This is a genomic window from Pseudomonas sp. EU05-FHT14B02, from assembly GCF_058791055.1.
Genome location: NZ_JBYTDD010000020.1, coordinates 19,467 through 36,560, shown reverse-complemented (window position 1 = coordinate 36,560; position 17,094 = coordinate 19,467). Strand labels below are relative to the sequence as shown.

The window sequence follows — 17,094 nt, the reverse complement described above, 5'->3', positions numbered from 1 at the left end:
TGTGCACTCTTGTGAAAAGACCGTATTCTTGTCGCCTTTTTACTGACTTTTCAGCGGGTAACTGCAATGCGCCTGGCTTTATTCGATTTGGACAACACCCTTCTGGGCGGTGACAGCGATCACGCTTGGGGCGATTACCTGTGCGAGCGTGGCTTTCTCGACGCCGTCGCCTACAAGACTCGCAACGATGCGTTCTACCAGGATTACCTGGCCGGCAAACTGGATAACGCGGCTTACCTGAACTTCTGTCTGGAAGTACTTGGTCGCACCGAAATGGCCACGCTGGATCAGTGGCACAGCGATTACATGCGCGACTGCATCGAACCGATCGTGCTGCCCAAGGGACTTGAACTGCTGAAGACGCACCGCGATGCCGGCGACAAACTGGTGATCATCACGGCGACCAACCGCTTCGTCACAGGTCCCATTGCCGAGCGTCTGGGCGTCGAAACCCTGATCGCTACCGAGTGCGAAATGCTCGATGGCCGCTACACCGGACGCAGCACCGATGTGCCGTGCTTCCGTGAAGGCAAGGTGACAAGGCTCAATCGCTGGCTGGAGGAAACCGGGTTTACGCTGGAAGGCAGCTACTTCTATAGCGACTCGATGAATGATTTTCCGTTGCTGGAGCAGGTGACCCATCCGGTAGCGGTTGATCCGGATCCGAACCTGCGGGCCGAGGCCGAGAAGCGTGGCTGGCCGGTGATCAGCCTGCGTGGCTGATGCCCCCTTACTGTAGGAGCGAGCTTGCTCGCGATGGTCGTTAACGATAACGCGGGGCACCTGATGCCCCGCGGCGATCTTGAGTTTTCCGCGAGCAATCGAGCGTCGACCGGCTGCTCCTACACAGGCTTGGCACCCATCAACCCGGCAATGGCGACAAAGCAGACAAAACTGAACAACGCCAAGGCAAAGGTGAATTTCCCCACGCCACCCGGTGTCTTGCGCAGTTTGTTGAGCCGCACCAGCAGCCAGAACCACGCCAGTGCCGCCACGGTGTACAACACGCTGGAGGCCAGCAACCAGACCTGCCCCAACGGCCAGCCCACCAGATGCACCATCCACCAGCCCGTAAACGGCATGCTCAGCAGCGCCAGGCCCATCAGCAGCCAGACAAACACCCTTGGCCGCTGCAAGGTGCGACTACTCGCCGTCGCGTCACCCTTGCGCCGCGCCAGCAAAACCCAGACTCCCAGCCCCAGCGCACAAGCCAGCAGTACAACTGTCGCCACCATGTGCGCCGCTTTCAGAGCAGTTAACGTTTCCATTGTCAGATTTCCTTATTGCCTTGCCCGTCAGCGTAGCCGTTCAGCCAAGAAACAGCTGATAGGCCGGGTTGTCACTTTCGTCCCAGTACGGGTAACCGATTTCTTCCAGCGCCGCCGGCACCAGGTGGCGCTCGTCGTGGGGCACCTGCAGTCCTGCGACGACCCGGCCATCCGCCGCGCCATGGTTGCGGTAGTGGAACATTGAGATGTTCCAACGCCCGCCCAGCTTGTTGAGGAAGTTGAACAGCGCACCCGGACGCTCCGGGAATTCGAAACGCAGAATCACTTCGTCGACCACATGCGCCGCACGCCCGCCGACCATGTGGCGGATGTGCAGCTTGGCCAGTTCGTTGTCGGTCAGATCCAGCACCGGGAAACCCTGCTCGCTCAGGCTGGCGATCAGCGCGCTGCGCGGGTCGTTTTCCGGGTGGGTCTGCACGCCGACAAAGATGTGCGCTTCGCTGCCGGTGTTGTAGCGGTAGTTGAATTCGGTGATCTGGCGCTTGCCTATGGCCTCGCAGAACGCCTTGAAGCTGCCCGGTTTCTCGGGAATGGTCACGGCGATGATCGCTTCGCGGCCCTCGCCCAGCTCCGCACGCTCGGCGACGTGGCGCAGGCGATCGAAGTTGACGTTGGCCCCGGAGTCGATGGCCACGAAGGTCTGGCCGCTGACGCCGCGTTGCTCGACATACTTCTTGATCCCGGCCACGCCCAAGGCGCCGGCAGGTTCGGTGATCGAGCGGGTATCGTCGTAGATATCCTTGATGGCGGCGCAAATTTCATCGGTGCTGACGGTGATCACTTCGTCGACATGGTCTTTGCAGATGTCAAAGGTGTGCTGACCGATCTGGGCCACCGCAACACCGTCGGCGAAGAGGCCTACGGTCGGCAGTACCACGCGCTCACCGGCCGCCATGGCCGCTTGCAGGCAATTGGAGTCATCCGGCTCGACGCCGATGATCTTGATATCCGGGCGCAGGTACTTCACGTACGCCGCGATGCCGGCGATCAGGCCGCCGCCGCCCACCGGGACGAAAATCGCATCCAATGGCTGCGGGTGCTGGCGCAGAATCTCCATCGCCACGGTGCCCTGCCCGGCAATGGTGTGAGGATCGTCGTACGGGTGAATGTAGACGTAGCCTTTTTCGTCGACCAGTTTCAGCGAGTAGGCCAGGGCTTCCGGGAACGAGTCGCCGTGCAGCACCACTTTGCCGCCACGGGAGCGCACGCCTTCGACCTTGATCTCCGGGGTGGTCTTGGGCATGACGATGGTCGCTTTCACGCCCAACACTTTCGCCGCCAGGGCCAGACCCTGGGCATGGTTACCCGCCGACGCGGTGACCACGCCGCGAGCGCGCTCTTCGTCGCTCAACTGGGTCAGCTTGTTGTAGGCGCCGCGAATCTTGAACGAGAACACCGGCTGCAAGTCTTCGCGCTTGAGCCAAATGCTGTTGCCCAGCCGCTCGGAGAGCTGGCGGGCAGACTGCAACGGAGTTTCTACGGCAACGTCATAAACGCGCGAGGTGAGGATCTTTTTGACGTACTGTTCAAGCATCGGAAAGCATCACTGAGCGGGTTGGGCAGGACCACGGAGTCTAACCCGGCTTTTGTCCGTACGACCACCTGTTGTAGGAGTGAGCTTGCTCGCGAGAAACCCAAAGGCGCCGCGGGGTACCTGGTTTTACGCGTTATCATTCACGTCCATCGCGAGCGAGCTCGCTCCTACAGGAATCGGGAACGCACCTGATCTGCCAATCGGGCAATGACCTTCCCCGCCCCGAAGCCTATAATGCCGGCCTTTCGTCCCCTCCCAGGCACCCCGGAGCCCGCATGAACCAGGATCAACTCAAACAGGCAGTGGCTCAGGCCGCCGTCGACTTCATCCTTCCGAAACTCGACGACAAGAGCATCGTCGGGGTCGGCACCGGCTCCACCGCCAACTGCTTCATCGACGCACTGGCCAAGCACAAGGGCGCATTCGACGGCGCCGTCGCCAGTTCTGAAGCCACCGCCGCGCGCCTCAAGGGCCACGGGATTCCGGTGTACGAACTGAACACCGTCAGCGATCTGGAGTTCTACGTCGACGGCGCCGATGAAAGCGACGAGCACCTGAACCTGATCAAGGGCGGCGGCGCTGCCCTGACCCGCGAGAAGATTGTCGCGGCCGTGGCCAAGACCTTCATCTGCATCGCCGACGCCAGCAAACTGGTGCCGGTCCTCGGTACTTTCCCGCTGCCGGTGGAAGTGATCCCGATGGCCCGCAGCCACGTGGCCCGCGAGCTGGTGAAGCTCGGCGGCGACCCGGTTTACCGCGAAGGCGTGCTGACCGACAACGGCAACATCATCCTCGACGTGTTCAACATGCAGATCACCAATCCGGTGGCACTGGAGACGCAGATCAATGCGATCGTCGGCGTGGTCACCAACGGCTTGTTCGCGGCACGTCCGGCGGATCTGTTGTTACTGGGGACCAGCGAAGGCGTGAAGACCCTGCGCGCTGAGTAACCAAGACCGCCCACATTTTTGTGGGCAGATGAAAAACCTGTGGGAGCAAGCAAGCTCGCTCCCACAGTGTTTTGTGGTTTTGATTAGAGTTGCGTGGGTTTCTTGAACACGTAGAACAGGTTCGGCTCGCTGACGATATACAGCGTACCGTCGTCGTCCACGGCGATCCCCTCCGCTTGCGGCACGGTTTTTTGCAGGCCATGGCGTCCCTTGCTCAATGACATAGTGCTCAGCGGCCGCCCATCCACATCCAGCTCCAGAATCAATCGCGACTCATCCGACAGCGCCAGCAAATGCCCGCTGCGCTCATCGTATTGCAGGCTCGACAGATCCCGCACGAACATCCCGGCATCACGCTTGGGGTCGTTTATCACGTGCACCGAGTAGGATTCTTCAGGATTGAAGCGCGGAAAACCGTGCACCTCGTAGATCAGCATCGGGTTGCGCTCCTTGGCGACGAACAGGCGCTTGCCCACTGAATCGTAAGCCAGGCCCTCGAAGCCCTTGTTGCCGCCCATGTGAACGCCAATGGTCATCTGCTCGGCATCTGCCGCATCAACGAAGGTGGTGTCCTGCTCCAGACGAATCTTGATCAGCCGCTGCTGACTTTCGTCAGTGACCACGTAGATGTCTTCGCTGATGAACTCCACCGCCTCCGGATCGCCGAAACCGACCAGCGCCACACGACGCAAGATCCTGCCGTCGAGGGACAACTCGATCAGCTCGCTTCGTTTGTTGGTGACGGTGAACAGGCTTTTGCGTACCGGGTCGTAAGTCAGCGCTGAAACGTTGTCGGCCAGGCCATCGATCACCTGCGCCTCGGTCACGACCTGGTATTGGTCCAGGCCCATGGACCGGGAACTCACCGGCTGCCACAGCGTATGCAGATTGAACCAGGTACGCTCGAACAGGCGCATGTACTGGGCGATCGCGATCAATGCGATCAGCAAGATCACCGACAGGATCAGGATCAGGGATTTGGGGCGGGCAAATCGACGCATTCGGGTGGGCTCGGGGTCAAAACAGGCGGATGAAATATCACGCCCGTCTGAACTGAAGCTTAATGGCCGCTGGCCTTTTACGTACAGGCAATCAGCGCAGGCGTTTGTTACTTCTGTTTTTCGAAGCGATAAAACAGGTTCGGCTCACTCACCATGTACAGCGTGCCCGCTTCATCCATGGTCACGCCTTCGGCACGGGGAATGGTATTTTTCAGGCCATTGAAGCCACGCAGCAGCGTGATGAAACTGACCTGCTCACCCTTCTTGTCCAGCTCCAGCAACAGGTGCGAGTCGGCGGACAACACCAGCATGTGGCCAGTCCGCGGGTCGACGGCCAAGGCAGACAGGTTGCGCATGTCCAGCGCATGGCTGGCCAGCTTCAGCTTGTCGCCGGTCAGGACCTTACCGTCACCTTTCCAGGCAAACAATGCCGGCGGGCGCTCTTCGCCCAGCAGCAGTTGCTGATTGCTCGGGTCCCAGGTGACACCCTCGAACGCCTTGTTCTGGTCGCTGGAAGGCCCGAGGTCGTATTTCGGGAAATCGGCCATATTCAATTCGCGGGTATCGGCATCGACCTTGACGATAGAGATCAGATGCTCGCGCTCATCGACAATGGCCAGCCGGCCGTCGCCCAGCACGGTGACGCCCTCAGGGTTGCTCCAGCCCACCAGCGGCATTTTGCGCAGCACATCGCCCTGCAGGTTCAATTCGACCAGGAACGGGTTCTTGCCCATGACCGAAAACAGAGTCTTGGTCTGAGGGTCGTAGACCATGTCCGATGCTTCATCCTTCTCCATGCCCGGCAACGGCTTGGCATCGATCACCGCACGATAGTCCGGCAGCCAGATGCTCGCTTGACGCTCGGCCGGGCTCTTGAATTGTTCCTTCACCCAGAGCACGCCCCGCGAATCCCAGTGCATGGCGAATGCAACGCCATAGGCGACAACAGCCACCAGCAGCAGCCAGGTGTGCCAACGCAGGGCGAAGCGCGAGCGGCGGACAGGTTCAAGCGTGGAAAGCGGAGAAGTGGCCATCGGGGAATGCGTTCCAGAAATTCAGGCTAGGGGTAATAGCACAGTTTGGGGCCGGCTCAGAGGCCGAAAGCCCTGAAATTATCCAGACAGGATGTGAAAAAAACGGGAAATGACAGGGCGAGTCATTTATAGGCCACCACAAAACCAATGTGGGAGCGGGCTTGCTCGCGAAAGCGGTGTGCCAGGCAACACTTAGTCGACTGTCACGCCCTCTTCGCGAGCAAGCCCGCTCCCACAGGGTTTGGCGGTGCCTGGACTAGCGAACGCTGCTGGTGAAACTGCTGGCGCCCGGCAATTCCAGAACGATCTCGTCACCGACATTCAGCGGGCCAACGCCCACTGGCGTGCCGGTGAGGATCACGTCCCCGGCCTGCAACGAGAAGCAGCCGGCCATGTGTTGGATCATCGGCACGATCGGGTTGAGCATCGCGCTGCTGTTGCCGTCCTGGCGCACTTCACCGTTGATGGTCAGGCGGATACCGATGTCGGTCAGGTCGGCAAACGTGCTGCCGGACACGAACGGAGCAAGCACTGCCGCGCCGTCGAAGGACTTGGCGATTTCCCAAGGCAGGCCCTTGGATTTCAGCTCGGCCTGCTTGTCGCGCAGGGTCAGGTCCAGGGCTGGAGCGAAACCAGAGATGGCGTCGAGCACTTCTTCGCGGCTCGGCTTGGTCGACAACGGCTTGCCGATCAATACCGCGATTTCCGCTTCGTAATGCACCGAACCGCGTTCGGTCGGAATGCTGAAACCACCTTCCAGCGGCACAACGCAACTGCCGGGTTTGATGAACAACAGTGGCTCGGTCGGCACCGGATTGTCCAGTTCCTTGGCGTGTTCGGCGTAGTTACGGCCGATGCACACCACTTTCCCCAACGGGAAGTGAATGCGCGTACCGTCGACATACTGGTGCTGATAGCTCATTACCGACTCCTGCTTCGTTGGCTCTTAAAGTTCGAAAATCAAACAGCGAAAATCTTGCCCGGGTTCATGATGCCGTTCGGGTCGAACACCGCCTTGACCGCTTTCATGTACTCGATCTCGACCGGCGAGCGGCTGTAGGTCAGGTAGTCACGCTTGGTCATGCCCACGCCGTGCTCGGCGGAGATCGAACCGTTGTACTTCTCGACGGTTTCGAACACCCACTTGTTGACGGTGGCGCACTTGGCGAAGAACTCATCCTTGCTCAGGTTATCCGGCTTGAGGATGTTCAAGTGCAGGTTGCCGTCGCCGATGTGGCCGAACCAGACGATTTCGAAGTCCGGGTAGTGTTCACCGACGATCGCGTCGATTTCCTTCAGGAATGCCGGAACTTTCGATACGGTGACCGAAATGTCGTTCTTGTACGGCGTCCAGTGGGAAATGGTTTCGGAGATGTATTCGCGCAGCTTCCACAGGTTCTGCAACTGTGTTTCGCTCTGGCTCATCACGCCGTCCAGTACCCAGCCCTGCTCGACGCAGTGCTCGAAGGTTTCCAGGGCGTGGTTGGCCACTTCTTCGGTGGTCGCTTCGAATTCCAGCAGCGCATAGAACGGGCAGTCGGATTCGAACGGCGCCGGCACATCGCCACGGGCCATGACTTTGGCCAGGGCTTTGTCGGAGAAGAATTCGAAGGCGGTCAGGTCGAGCTTGCTCTGGAACGCGTGCAGCACCGGCATGATCGAGTCGAAATCGGCGGTGCCGAGGACCATCGCAGTGAGGTTTTTCGGCGCGCGGTCCAGGCGCATGGTCGCTTCGACCACGAACCCGAGGGTGCCTTCGGCGCCGATGAACAGCTGACGCATGTCGTAGCCGGTGGCGTTCTTGATCAGGTCGCGGTTCAGTTCCAGCACGTCGCCCTTGCCGGTGACGACTTTCATGCCGGCAACCCAGTTACGGGTCATGCCGTAGCGGATCACCTTGATCCCGCCGGCATTGGTGCCGATATTGCCGCCAATCTGGCTCGAACCTGCCGAAGCGAAGTCCACCGGGTAGTACAGGCCGTTTTCTTCGGCCACGTTCTGCAGGTGCTCGGTGACCACGCCCGGCTGGCAAACGGCCGTGCGGTCAGTGAGGTTCACGTCGAGGATCTGGTTCATGTAGTCGAACGACACGACCACTTCGCCGTTGGCCGCCACGGCAGCGGCGGACAGCCCGGTACGACCGCCGGATGGCACCAGCGCCACCTTGTGTTTGTTGGCCCACAGGACAATGGCCTGGACCTGCTCGGTGGTCTTTGGGAACACGATGGCGGTCGGGGCCGGGGCGAAATGCTTGGTCCAATCCTTTCCGTAAGCATTCAGGGAGTCGGCATCGGTCAGCACCTTGCCAGGCTCAACCAGGGTCTTCAGCTCTTCAATCAGGGCAGGATTGGTCATCGACAGAACTCTCGAACAATTCATGGTCATCCTGAGAACGCTTCACGTCGCAGGAATGAGTGTTTAGCGGGGTGCATATGCTAGCATAACGACCCCGCAGGATAGTGCCCAAGGGCTGTTCTGCGGTGACGGTTTAGTTGCCGTCCGGGTCAGCATCTGTTGACCATTTCCTGCCATTTTTCTCCGGGATACAGGTTTACGCAGATGAGCAAGACTTCTCTCGATAAGAGCAAGATCAAGTTCCTTCTTCTCGAAGGCGTCCACCAATCGGCTGTCGACGTCCTCAAGGCGGCGGGCTACACCAGCATCGAGTACCTCACTGGTTCTCTGCCGGAAGCCCAGCTCAAGGAAAAGATCGCCGATGCTCACTTCATCGGCATTCGCTCCCGCACTCAACTGACCGAAGAGATCTTCGATCACGCGAAGAAGCTCGTGGCTGTAGGGTGTTTCTGCATCGGCACCAACCAGGTCGACCTGGACGCGGCCCGCGAACGCGGCATCGCGGTGTTCAACGCACCGTACTCCAACACCCGTTCCGTAGCGGAGCTGGTGCTGGCCGAAGCGATCCTGCTGCTGCGCGGCATCCCTGAGAAGAACGCTTCCTGCCACCGTGGCGGCTGGATCAAGAGCGCAGCCAACTCTTTCGAGATCCGCGGCAAGAAGCTGGGTATCGTCGGTTACGGCTCGATCGGTACTCAACTGTCGGTCCTGGCGGAAGGCTTGGGCATGCAGGTGTACTTCTACGACACCATCACCAAGCTGCCACTGGGTAACGCCACTCAGGTAGGCAACCTGCACGAGCTGCTGGCGATGTCCGACATCGTTTCGCTGCACGTACCGGAAACCGCCGCCACCCAGTGGATGATGGGCGAGAAGGAAATCCGCGCCATCAAGAAAGGCGGCATCCTGATCAACGCCGCCCGCGGCACCGTGGTCGAACTGGACCACCTGGCGGCTGCCATCAAGGACAAGCACCTGATCGGCGCGGCCATCGACGTATTCCCGGTAGAGCCACGCTCCAACGATGAAGAGTTCGAAAGCCCGCTGCGTGGCCTGGACAACGTGATCCTGACCCCGCACATCGGTGGTTCCACCGCTGAAGCCCAAGCCAACATCGGCCTGGAAGTGGCGGAAAAACTGGTCAAGTACAGCGACAACGGTACTTCGGTATCGTCCGTGAACTTCCCGGAAGTGGCCCTGCCGGCTCACCCTGGCAAGCACCGCTTGCTGCACATCCACGAAAACATTCCGGGCGTGCTCAGCGAGATCAACAAAGTCTTCGCCGAAAACGGCATCAACATCTCCGGTCAGTTCCTGCAGACCAACGAGAAGGTTGGCTACGTGGTGATCGACGTCGACGCAGAGTACTCGGACCTGGCGCAAGAGAAGCTGCAACACGTCAAGGGCACCATCCGTAGCCGTGTGTTGTTCTAAAAGCAGCTACAAGCGGCAAGCTTCAAGCGGCAAGTTGAGTTCGCTCTTGCTTTGACTTGAAGCTTATAGCTTGAAGCTTGCTTGCAACTGTAAAAAAGGGAGCCCCTCCGAAGGGGCTCCCTTTTTTATTTCACATTGACGGTGATCTTCTCGGAAACGATCGGTGGATCGAACGGCATGTGGTTGCTATCGCCCAGTTCAAGCTGCAAGGTGTGTTTGCCCGGCGTGAGCGTTACTTCAGCCTGGGTCTGCGCGTTGCCGAAATGCTGGTGGTTGGCATCTTTGGGAATCGGCGCACCGGCGGCTGGCAGTTCATCGACGTCGATCAGCAAGTGGTGATGACCGGTGTTCTTGGTGGTATTGCCCGCCGGTGCCAGGGCAACGTTCTCGACAGCGAACTTGACGATGACCGTCTGTGGAATCGTCGCGCCATCCTTGGGAGACACGATGGATACTTCGGCGCCTTTCGGAGCCGGCGTTGCAGCACTGGCCAGCACCGAAACACCCATCAACAGGCCAGCCAAAGCAGCACGTGACATAAAGGTTTTCATTCTCTTCTCCAGTTTTTCCGTAAAATTCGCGTGACCATGACAACTTCATGGCCATTCGTTGTCGAAGGCACTCGACAACCATAGCAAAGCGAGCCTGAATCAGAGGGTCGCGATAATAAATTCAAAGGAGTGACCATGCGCTTTCTGCCTGGCCTGATCTGCCTGCTACCCCTTCTGAGCCCTTTGGCTCATGCCGAACTGATTGATGACATCAACGACCGGGGCGAATTGCGCATTGCCGTTGAAGCCAACACCCCCCCTTTTAATTTCAAGGATGACGACAAGCTCACCGGCTTCGAAATCGAGTTGGGCCAACTGCTCGCAGGTGAACTCGATGTCCGGGCCGACTTCGTCGTCACCGACGGCAGCGATCTGCTGACCGGCGTCGAAAGCGGCAAATACGACATCGCTATCAACCACATAGCAGTGACCCCGGATCTCAAGGATCGTTTCGACTTCAGCGAACCTTACATTCAAACCAATGCGCAATTGATCGCGCAGAAAGAAGAGCCGCGCTCGATTCTGCTGGTGCAGTCGCTGACGGAAGAGAAACCCAAAGCCAACCCGGCCGTGAGCCTGGCGATTCCGTTTCAGAAGGGTAATCCGGCGTTCCATGCCAGCCTGGAAAACGCATTGCGGCGGATCAAGGATGATGGGCGCCTGCAAGTGCTGGAGCAGAAGTGGTTGGGGGCTTCCCCTCAACCATAGAATCTCCCACAGGGTCTTGTGTCGCTCGTTAATTGAGCATTGCCAATGCCTGCGCCGCCTGCGGCAACTCCAGCTCGCTGAACACCTGCACCCCGTGACGCTGGAGTAGCGCCGCCGTCACACCCTCGCCGCTGACTTTCAGGCCGCTGAACGTCCCGTCATAGGTCAGCAAATTGCCGCAGGACGGGCTGTTGGCCTTGAGGACGGCGATGCGGATGCCATGCTTTTGCACCAGCTCCAGCGCCTGATACGCCCCCGACAAAAACGCCGCACTGACGTCCTCGCCTTCAGTAGTGATCACCAACGCCTGACCATCGAGGACTTGCGTGCCCTGCCCGCCTGGAATTTCCGCCGCCGCCCGAGGTGTTGGCAATCCACCTGCCACCTCCGGGCACAGCGGCACGACCCGACCCTCATCAAGCCACTGCTGAAGCTGATCGAACGGCCCGCTGGCCCCGCCGTCGTAACGGACGCGGTGGCCCAACAGGCATCGGCTGACGAGAATTTTCTGCATGATCAGAACGGCTCGTTGCCGCGCCGACGGAACCAGCCGGTCAACGACAGGCGATCCCGAGTCGCGGGCAGGACTTCGTGGGGAACCTCGCCGGAGAGAAACACCACCAGGCAGCCGCCGGTAGGCTGCACGTCGTGGACGCGATCATTGTCGAGGTACATGCGCAACTGGCCGCCGTGTTCGGGAAGCCAGGCGTCATTGAGGTAAACCACCGCCGAAACCATGCGCCGGTCGTCATCGCGAAAGCGGTCGACGTGCTTCAGGTAGAAGGCGCCGGGCGGGTACATCGCAAAATGGCTTTCAAAATCCTCCAGGCCGAGAAACAGACCGCGATTGATCGCCTCGCGCAGGCTGCCCATCAAACTCAGATAGCTGTCGCACGCCTCGGCCTGGCCGGGGTCGATCCACTGGATATGGTCGCCACGAATCCCTTCGCGGATCTCCGATGACGGCCCACGGCCCACGGCGGCCGGGGCCAGCTGACCCTCGGCAGCACGTTTGCGACACTCGGCCGCCAGCTCTCGGGTCAAGTCCTGAGGCAGGAAAATATTCTGCTGCGACCAGCCGTGCTCGGCCAGGTCGTCGACGATTCGTAGCAGCAGCGGGTGATCAGAGGATATTTGCATGGCGCGCATAGTATTCCTGTGCCCGGAAATCCGACAGAGCCGCGCAGCGGGTTGATACGAATTCTCGACAAGCAGGGGTGCCACACGGAGAATAGTCGCCTGCTGACTGGAGTCCCTATGCGCCGTTTGCTTTTATCCCTGCTGATGTTCTGCGTTTTGCCCGCCTGGGCAGACGGCCACGATCAGTTGTACAAGGTCGCCGGCTGGCCGGAACAACGCGCGCATTTCAGCGATGCCCTCTCGGCTGCTCAGCAACGCTACCAGGGCAGCCTGCCTCCGGCGGTGTTTCAGGCACTGGTCAGCAACAGCAATCAGCGATTTTCCGCCAAGGCCGTGGACCAGCGCGCCGAAGCGCAATTGCGCAAGAACCTCGCCGACCCCAAACCCGCGCTGACGTTTTTCCAATCGCCCCTGGGCAGGAAAATCGTCGCCGCTGAGTTGCTGGCGACCCGTCGCGACCAACTGGCAAAAAACGCCAAGGGTCTGCCGAAGATGCAGGCCAGCGACAGCCGCATGTTGATCATCGGCCATTTGGCACAAGCCCTGCCCGCACGCGAGGCCGGCGCGGAAGTCAGCCTGGCGATTGCCGGGGTTGCCGCCGACAGCCTGAGCTCGATGATCCCGGGATTGCTCGGTGCCGGTCAGGCCCAGGGCATGCTCAACGGCCAGCGCCAGCGCCTGATGGAGCAGATCGGTAGCGACCTTAACAACACACTGCTGTATGTCTATCGCGACCTGTCGGACAACGAACTGGAAGAGTTCGCGACCTTTGCCGAATCGGCGGAAGGCCAGGCTTATTATCAAGCGGCGCTGGCGGCGATTCGGGCGGGGTTGGCGGTGGGGCAGAGCAATTCGAACCTGACCCAGTGATTTTCGGCGCCTGACAGATTGCTATCGCGAGCAAGCTCGCGATGGGGCCGGAACAGGCACTAGGGATTGCGACCCTTGATCCGCCTGGTCAAAAACCCGAAATACTCCTGCCGCATCACCAGCGTCTCATTCGCCAGATGATGCCGTGCCTCGGGCAGCATCAGCACCTGCGGCCGATCAAACTTGCCGCGCAACACTTCCAGGTTGTGCTCCCAATCCACCGTCATGTCGGCCTGCCCCTGCACGATCAGCGGCCGTCGGGGACTGATGGGGGCGGCCTCGATGCGTTTGATCCAGCGCGCTAACGCACCCACCCAGGCTGTCGGCAGGCGCAATGGCTGTAACGGATCGGCCTGCAAAAATGGCAGAAAGGCCGGATCGTTGGAGTTCTCGCTGAAACGCCGGGCGATGGCTTTGACGAAAGGCTTGAGCAGGTAGTAACTCAATTGCGACCAACCCCACGCTCGTGGCCGCACCAACGGCGACAGCAAAATCACCTGGCCCTGGGCCGGGCTGCTCGCCCCCGCATTCAAAACATGATCGACCACGATCGCCCCGCCGGTGCTCTGTCCGCACAAGTGCCAGGGCTGCGGCAAGTCGAGGGATTGCGCTTCGCGGAACAACCCTTGCAATGCGTCCTGATACTCGGCGAAATCCTTGATGCTCGCCCGTTCGCCACTGGACAGGCCATGCCCCGGCAAGTCGCAGGCAATCACCGCAAAGCCCTGGTCCAGCGCCCACTCGATCACATGCCGATAGAGCCCGGTGTGGTCGTAGAAACCGTGGATGACAAACAGCGTCGCTTTGGCTCGCTCGGGCCACCAGAACTGGCTGACCAGCTCATAACCGTCGACCTCGAATCGCCCAAGGCCGCTGCGCACCTGACGCGAGGCAAAATCCAGCCCGTAGAATTGCTGGTAAGCCTGCGCCTGCGCCGACAACGCCTGCCCGGCAGCCAATGGCAGCAGGCTTGCACGTAGAAGATCAGGGTCGAAAGTAGCCGGCATGGACGATTCCAGAACGTGAAACGGACTTTATAGGCCTGCGATATTCATCTGTCGCGGCAAGCATGGCAAGCTAGCCACCCTTCGAGGATTGAACCGATGCGCTCGCCCCTTCGCGCCCCCCTGTTTGCCAGCCTGCTCGCCGTGGTGTGTGCTGGCGTATTGTGGGCGGCCTACGACTGGTTTCAGGGGCGTTACCTGCGGGCGTTCAGCGAGCACACCGCGATGTTTTCCGGTGATCCGCTACGCCTTCCCGAATCCCTCGCCGGCCCTGGCGCCATCCGCCTTGTGCATTTCTGGGACCCAGCCTGCCCGTGCAATGTCGGCAATCAACAACACCTGACCGAGCTGGTCGAGCGCTACCTACCCCATGGCGTGGAATTCTATGCCGTGCAAAAACCCGGTAGCCACGGCCAATTGCCGAGCACCTTGAGCAGCCTCAAAACCATCGACATCCTGCCCGGCTCCGAACAGATCCCCGCCAGCCCGGCCGTGGCGATCTGGGATCGCAGCGGCAAACTGGCGTACTTCGGCCCCTACAGCGAAGGCCTGACCTGCAACTCGAGCAACAGCTTTATCGAGCCGATCCTGCAAGCGCTGGATGAAGGCCGTGCGGTGAGTGCCACACACACACTGGCGGTGGGGTGTTACTGCCCGTGGCCTGTCGATCCAACTAAATAGGGAAAGACGAGGTAATACGAATCCCTCCTACGGGCGATGCGCCAAATCGGCACCCCGTGTTACACAGTGACATCAGGAATCACAATAACAACAAGGACTCTTATGAAACGCAGCCTGACCGCTCTCGCTCTGTTGATCGTCGTGCTGGCCTCCGGAGCCGGCTGGTACCTCTACAGCAAGCAGCCGTCACGCCAGGGCATGGTGGAACTGCAACACCTGCAAGGCTCCGTCACCGTGCGCTACGACGAGCGTGGCATCCCGCACATCCGCGCCGACAACGAAACCGACCTATACCGCGCACTCGGCTACGTGCATGCCCAGGACCGCCTGTTCCAGATGGAAGTCCTGCGCCGCCTGGCCCGTGGCGAGCTGGCTGAAGTGCTCGGGCCGAAGCTGCTCGACACCGACAAACTGATGCGCAGCCTGCGCATTCGCGAACGAGCCGAAACTTACCTGGCGAACCTCGACAAGCAGTCGCCCTCCTTCATCGCCATGCAAGCCTACCTGGACGGCATCAACCAGTATCAGGACAGCCATGCCAAACCCGTCGAGTTCGATGTGTTGGGCATTCCAAAACGCCCGTTCACGGCCCAGGACACCATCAGCATCGCCGGCTACATGGCCTACAGTTTTGCTGCGGCATTTCGTACCGAACCCTTGCTGACATTCGTGCGCGATCAACTGGGGCCCCAATACCTGAACATCTTCGATCTCGACTGGCAGCCCAAGGGCGTGCTCAACGGGACCGACACCACCTTGGGCAGCGCCGACTGGAAAGACCTCAACGCCCTCGCCCGCTTGAGCGAACAAGCCCTGGCTGACAACGGCCTGCCACAGTTCGAGGGCAGCAACGCCTGGGTCGTCGCGGGCAGCCGGACCCAAAGCGGCAAGCCGCTGCTGGCGGGTGATCCGCATATCCGTTTTTCCGCGCCGTCAGTGTGGTACGAAGCGCAGCTCTCGGCGCCCGGCTTCGAACTCTACGGCCACTATCAGGCCTTGATGCCGTTTGCGTCGCTGGGCATGAACCACGACTTCGGCTGGAGCATCACCATGTTCCAGAATGACGACCTCGACCTGATCGCCGAGAAGGTCAACCCGGACAACCCCAATCAGGTCTGGTATCGCGGCAAGTGGGTGGACATGACGACCAGCGAGCAGCAGATCGCAGTCAAGGGCCAGGCGCCAGTCACCCTGGTGTTGCGTCAGTCGCCCCACGGCCCGATCGTCAACGATGCCTTGGGCAGCAGCGTCGGTAAAACCCCGATTGCCATGTGGTGGGCATTTCTCGAAAGCCAGAACCCGATCCTGGAGGGTTTCTACCAGCTCAATCGCGCCGACACCCTGGCCAAGGCCCGTGGTGCCGCGGCAAAAATCCAGGCCCCGGGCCTGAACGTTGTCTGGGCCAATGCCAAGGGAGATATCGGCTGGTGGGCGGCGGCGCAATTGCCTAAACGTCCGGCAGGTGTGCGCCCGTGGTTCATCCTCGATGGCAGCACCGCCGAGGCGGACAAGGATGGCTTCTACCCGTTCAGCGCCAACCCTCAGGAAGAAAACCCGGCTCGGGGTTACATCGTCTCGGCCAACTTCCAGCCGGTGTCGCCAAGCGGCATGGAGATTCCCGGCTACTACAACCTTGCCGATCGCGGCCAACAACTCAATCGCCAACTGAGCGACAAAGCGATCAAATGGGACCTGGAAAACAGCCAGAAACTGCAACTGGGCACCACTACCGCCTACGGCCCGCGCCTGTTGGCACCGCTGTTGCCGGTGTTGCGCGAAGTGGTGAACGATCCCGCCGAACTCAAACTGGTGGAGCAACTGGCCCAGTGGAAAGGCGATTACCCGATCGACTCGACCAGTGCCACGCTGTTCAACCAGTTCCTGTTCAACCTGACTGACGCGACGATGCGCGATGAACTGGGTAACGACTTCTTCGAAACGCTGCTCTCGACCCGGGTGATCGACGCCGCGCTCCCCCGCCTGGCCGCCAGTGCCGATTCGCCGTGGTGGGACAACCGCAGCACCCTCGACAAGGAAACCCGTGCCGACACGGTGAAGGCCGCCTGGCAAGCCAGCCTCGCGCACCTCAAGAGCACCCTCGGCGCAGACGCCTCGCAATGGCAGTGGGGCAGCGCGCACACATTGACCCATGGCCATCCGCTCGGGCAGCAGAAGCCGCTGGACCTGTTCTTCAATGTCGGCCCCTTCGCCGCACCTGGCAGTCATGAAGTGCCGAACAACCTCTCGGCGAAAATCGGACCGGCACCCTGGCCCGTCACCTACGGCCCTTCGACCCGGCGCCTGATCGACTTCTCCGACCCGGCCCACAGCCTGACCATCAACCCGGTCGGCCAGAGCGGAGTCTTGTTCGACAGCCACTATGATGATCAGGCCGAGGCCTACGTCGAGGGGATGTACTTCCAGGCGCATCTCAATGATGAAGAGGTCACGGCCAATACCCGCAGTACGTTGAAGCTGTTGCCGGCGCGGGCTGTACCATAGATTTTTGCTGGCCGGGATGGCCTCATCGCGAGCAAGCTCGC

General features: G+C 60.4%; 17 protein-coding genes. 7 read left to right on the top strand and 10 right to left on the bottom strand.

The genetic code is table 11. The annotated features are described in order from the left end of the window. Positions 1-66 precede the first annotated feature (66 nt). Entirely contained in the window at positions 67-723 is a 657-nt protein-coding gene (locus AC3WTM_RS18655; RefSeq protein WP_102670585.1) for a histidinol-phosphatase, read from the top strand. Positions 724-842: 119 nt separating this feature from the next. On the opposite strand, the gene AC3WTM_RS18650 is transcribed toward AC3WTM_RS18655, so the two are convergent. Both AC3WTM_RS18650 and ilvA read right to left on the bottom strand, forming a co-directional pair. After that, complete coding sequence (locus AC3WTM_RS18650) at positions 843-1,268, bottom strand: DUF2269 domain-containing protein (protein ID WP_102670584.1); 426 nt, start codon at positions 1,266-1,268, stop codon at positions 843-845. A 40-nt stretch (positions 1,269-1,308) separates the two neighbouring features. Then, a complete protein-coding gene (ilvA, locus tag AC3WTM_RS18645) occupies positions 1,309-2,823 on the bottom strand; it encodes a threonine ammonia-lyase, biosynthetic (protein WP_057712867.1) in 1,515 nt (504 codons plus the stop codon). 275 nt (positions 2,824-3,098) lie between these two features. Here ilvA and rpiA point away from each other — a divergent pair, with 275 nt between their 5' ends. After that, positions 3,099-3,773 carry a ribose-5-phosphate isomerase RpiA gene (gene rpiA / locus AC3WTM_RS18640; protein WP_102670583.1) on the top strand — a complete coding sequence of 225 codons (675 nt, stop codon included), beginning with the start codon at positions 3,099-3,101 and terminating at the stop codon, positions 3,771-3,773. A gap of 83 nt (positions 3,774-3,856) precedes the next feature. Here the strand turns inward: rpiA and AC3WTM_RS18635 are convergent, their stop codons facing one another. From AC3WTM_RS18635 to AC3WTM_RS18620, 4 genes are all read right to left on the bottom strand, one after another. Beyond that, the gene (locus tag AC3WTM_RS18635) at positions 3,857-4,774 is read right to left on the bottom strand and encodes an SdiA-regulated domain-containing protein (RefSeq protein ID WP_057712866.1); all 918 of its coding nucleotides are present in this window, start codon (positions 4,772-4,774) and stop codon (positions 3,857-3,859) included. Between the two features lie 107 nt (positions 4,775-4,881). Then, positions 4,882-5,808 carry an SdiA-regulated domain-containing protein gene (locus AC3WTM_RS18630; RefSeq protein WP_090452005.1) on the bottom strand — a complete coding sequence of 309 codons (927 nt, stop codon included), beginning with the start codon at positions 5,806-5,808 and terminating at the stop codon, positions 4,882-4,884. 256 nt (positions 5,809-6,064) lie between these two features. Next, positions 6,065-6,730: a fumarylacetoacetate hydrolase family protein gene (locus AC3WTM_RS18625; protein WP_056726437.1), complete on the bottom strand. Its 666-nt coding sequence runs from the start codon at positions 6,728-6,730 to the stop codon at positions 6,065-6,067. A gap of 38 nt (positions 6,731-6,768) precedes the next feature. Next, on the bottom strand, positions 6,769-8,163 hold the full coding sequence (locus AC3WTM_RS18620) for an FAD-binding oxidoreductase (protein WP_032829505.1): 1,395 nt from the start codon (positions 8,161-8,163) through the stop codon (positions 6,769-6,771). Positions 8,164-8,367: 204 nt separating this feature from the next. Between AC3WTM_RS18620 and serA the strand changes: the two genes are divergently transcribed. Beyond that, on the top strand, positions 8,368-9,597 hold the full coding sequence (serA, locus tag AC3WTM_RS18615; RefSeq protein WP_007976393.1) for a phosphoglycerate dehydrogenase: 1,230 nt from the start codon (positions 8,368-8,370) through the stop codon (positions 9,595-9,597). Positions 9,598-9,722: 125 nt separating this feature from the next. On the opposite strand, the gene AC3WTM_RS18610 is transcribed toward serA, so the two are convergent. After that, positions 9,723-10,148 (bottom strand): DUF4399 domain-containing protein, encoded by a 426-nt coding sequence (locus AC3WTM_RS18610; protein WP_102670582.1) that lies wholly within the window; start codon positions 10,146-10,148, stop codon positions 9,723-9,725. 135 nt (positions 10,149-10,283) lie between these two features. Between AC3WTM_RS18610 and AC3WTM_RS18605 the strand changes: the two genes are divergently transcribed. Beyond that, positions 10,284-10,856, top strand: coding sequence for a transporter substrate-binding domain-containing protein (locus AC3WTM_RS18605; RefSeq protein ID WP_102670581.1), 573 nt, complete (start codon positions 10,284-10,286; stop codon positions 10,854-10,856). A gap of 28 nt (positions 10,857-10,884) precedes the next feature. On the opposite strand, the gene AC3WTM_RS18600 is transcribed toward AC3WTM_RS18605, so the two are convergent. Beyond that, positions 10,885-11,370 carry a 2-thiouracil desulfurase family protein gene (locus AC3WTM_RS18600; protein ID WP_102670580.1) on the bottom strand — a complete coding sequence of 162 codons (486 nt, stop codon included), beginning with the start codon at positions 11,368-11,370 and terminating at the stop codon, positions 10,885-10,887. A gap of 2 nt (positions 11,371-11,372) precedes the next feature. After that, the gene (locus tag AC3WTM_RS18595; RefSeq protein WP_102670579.1) at positions 11,373-12,005 is read right to left on the bottom strand and encodes a 2OG-Fe(II) oxygenase; all 633 of its coding nucleotides are present in this window, start codon (positions 12,003-12,005) and stop codon (positions 11,373-11,375) included. Positions 12,006-12,113: 108 nt separating this feature from the next. Between AC3WTM_RS18595 and AC3WTM_RS18590 the strand changes: the two genes are divergently transcribed. Continuing rightward, entirely contained in the window at positions 12,114-12,866 is a 753-nt protein-coding gene (locus AC3WTM_RS18590) for a DUF2059 domain-containing protein (protein ID WP_102670578.1), read from the top strand. A 59-nt stretch (positions 12,867-12,925) separates the two neighbouring features. On the opposite strand, the gene bipL is transcribed toward AC3WTM_RS18590, so the two are convergent. Further along, positions 12,926-13,873: a phospholipase BipL gene (gene bipL, locus AC3WTM_RS18585; RefSeq protein WP_102670577.1), complete on the bottom strand. Its 948-nt coding sequence runs from the start codon at positions 13,871-13,873 to the stop codon at positions 12,926-12,928. Between the two features lie 96 nt (positions 13,874-13,969). Between bipL and AC3WTM_RS18580 the strand changes: the two genes are divergently transcribed. Together AC3WTM_RS18580 and AC3WTM_RS18575 are read left to right on the top strand one after the other, a co-directional pair. Further along, complete coding sequence (locus AC3WTM_RS18580; protein ID WP_057712858.1) at positions 13,970-14,551, top strand: DUF6436 domain-containing protein; 582 nt, start codon at positions 13,970-13,972, stop codon at positions 14,549-14,551. A gap of 102 nt (positions 14,552-14,653) precedes the next feature. Further along, complete coding sequence (locus AC3WTM_RS18575; protein ID WP_102670576.1) at positions 14,654-17,053, top strand: penicillin acylase family protein; 2,400 nt, start codon at positions 14,654-14,656, stop codon at positions 17,051-17,053. Positions 17,054-17,094 lie beyond the last annotated feature (41 nt).

What these genes read in the sequence shown, in the direction of transcription:
- AC3WTM_RS18655 (WP_102670585.1), top strand. Translation starts at nt 67, where the DNA reads ATGCGCCTGGCTTTATTCGATTTGGACAACACCCTTCTGGGCGGTGAC.
- AC3WTM_RS18650 (WP_102670584.1), bottom strand. Translation starts at nt 1,268, where the DNA reads ATGGAAACGTTAACTGCTCTGAAAGCGGCGCACATGGTGGCGACAGTT.
- ilvA (WP_057712867.1), bottom strand. Translation starts at nt 2,823, where the DNA reads ATGCTTGAACAGTACGTCAAAAAGATCCTCACCTCGCGCGTTTATGAC.
- rpiA (WP_102670583.1), top strand. Translation starts at nt 3,099, where the DNA reads ATGAACCAGGATCAACTCAAACAGGCAGTGGCTCAGGCCGCCGTCGAC.
- AC3WTM_RS18635 (WP_057712866.1), bottom strand. Translation starts at nt 4,774, where the DNA reads ATGCGTCGATTTGCCCGCCCCAAATCCCTGATCCTGATCCTGTCGGTG.
- AC3WTM_RS18630 (WP_090452005.1), bottom strand. Translation starts at nt 5,808, where the DNA reads ATGGCCACTTCTCCGCTTTCCACGCTTGAACCTGTCCGCCGCTCGCGC.
- AC3WTM_RS18625 (WP_056726437.1), bottom strand. Translation starts at nt 6,730, where the DNA reads ATGAGCTATCAGCACCAGTATGTCGACGGTACGCGCATTCACTTCCCG.
- AC3WTM_RS18620 (WP_032829505.1), bottom strand. Translation starts at nt 8,163, where the DNA reads ATGACCAATCCTGCCCTGATTGAAGAGCTGAAGACCCTGGTTGAGCCT.
- serA (WP_007976393.1), top strand. Translation starts at nt 8,368, where the DNA reads ATGAGCAAGACTTCTCTCGATAAGAGCAAGATCAAGTTCCTTCTTCTC.
- AC3WTM_RS18610 (WP_102670582.1), bottom strand. Translation starts at nt 10,148, where the DNA reads ATGAAAACCTTTATGTCACGTGCTGCTTTGGCTGGCCTGTTGATGGGT.
- AC3WTM_RS18605 (WP_102670581.1), top strand. Translation starts at nt 10,284, where the DNA reads ATGCGCTTTCTGCCTGGCCTGATCTGCCTGCTACCCCTTCTGAGCCCT.
- AC3WTM_RS18600 (WP_102670580.1), bottom strand. Translation starts at nt 11,370, where the DNA reads ATGCAGAAAATTCTCGTCAGCCGATGCCTGTTGGGCCACCGCGTCCGT.
- AC3WTM_RS18595 (WP_102670579.1), bottom strand. Translation starts at nt 12,005, where the DNA reads ATGCGCGCCATGCAAATATCCTCTGATCACCCGCTGCTGCTACGAATC.
- AC3WTM_RS18590 (WP_102670578.1), top strand. Translation starts at nt 12,114, where the DNA reads ATGCGCCGTTTGCTTTTATCCCTGCTGATGTTCTGCGTTTTGCCCGCC.
- bipL (WP_102670577.1), bottom strand. Translation starts at nt 13,873, where the DNA reads ATGCCGGCTACTTTCGACCCTGATCTTCTACGTGCAAGCCTGCTGCCA.
- AC3WTM_RS18580 (WP_057712858.1), top strand. Translation starts at nt 13,970, where the DNA reads ATGCGCTCGCCCCTTCGCGCCCCCCTGTTTGCCAGCCTGCTCGCCGTG.
- AC3WTM_RS18575 (WP_102670576.1), top strand. Translation starts at nt 14,654, where the DNA reads ATGAAACGCAGCCTGACCGCTCTCGCTCTGTTGATCGTCGTGCTGGCC.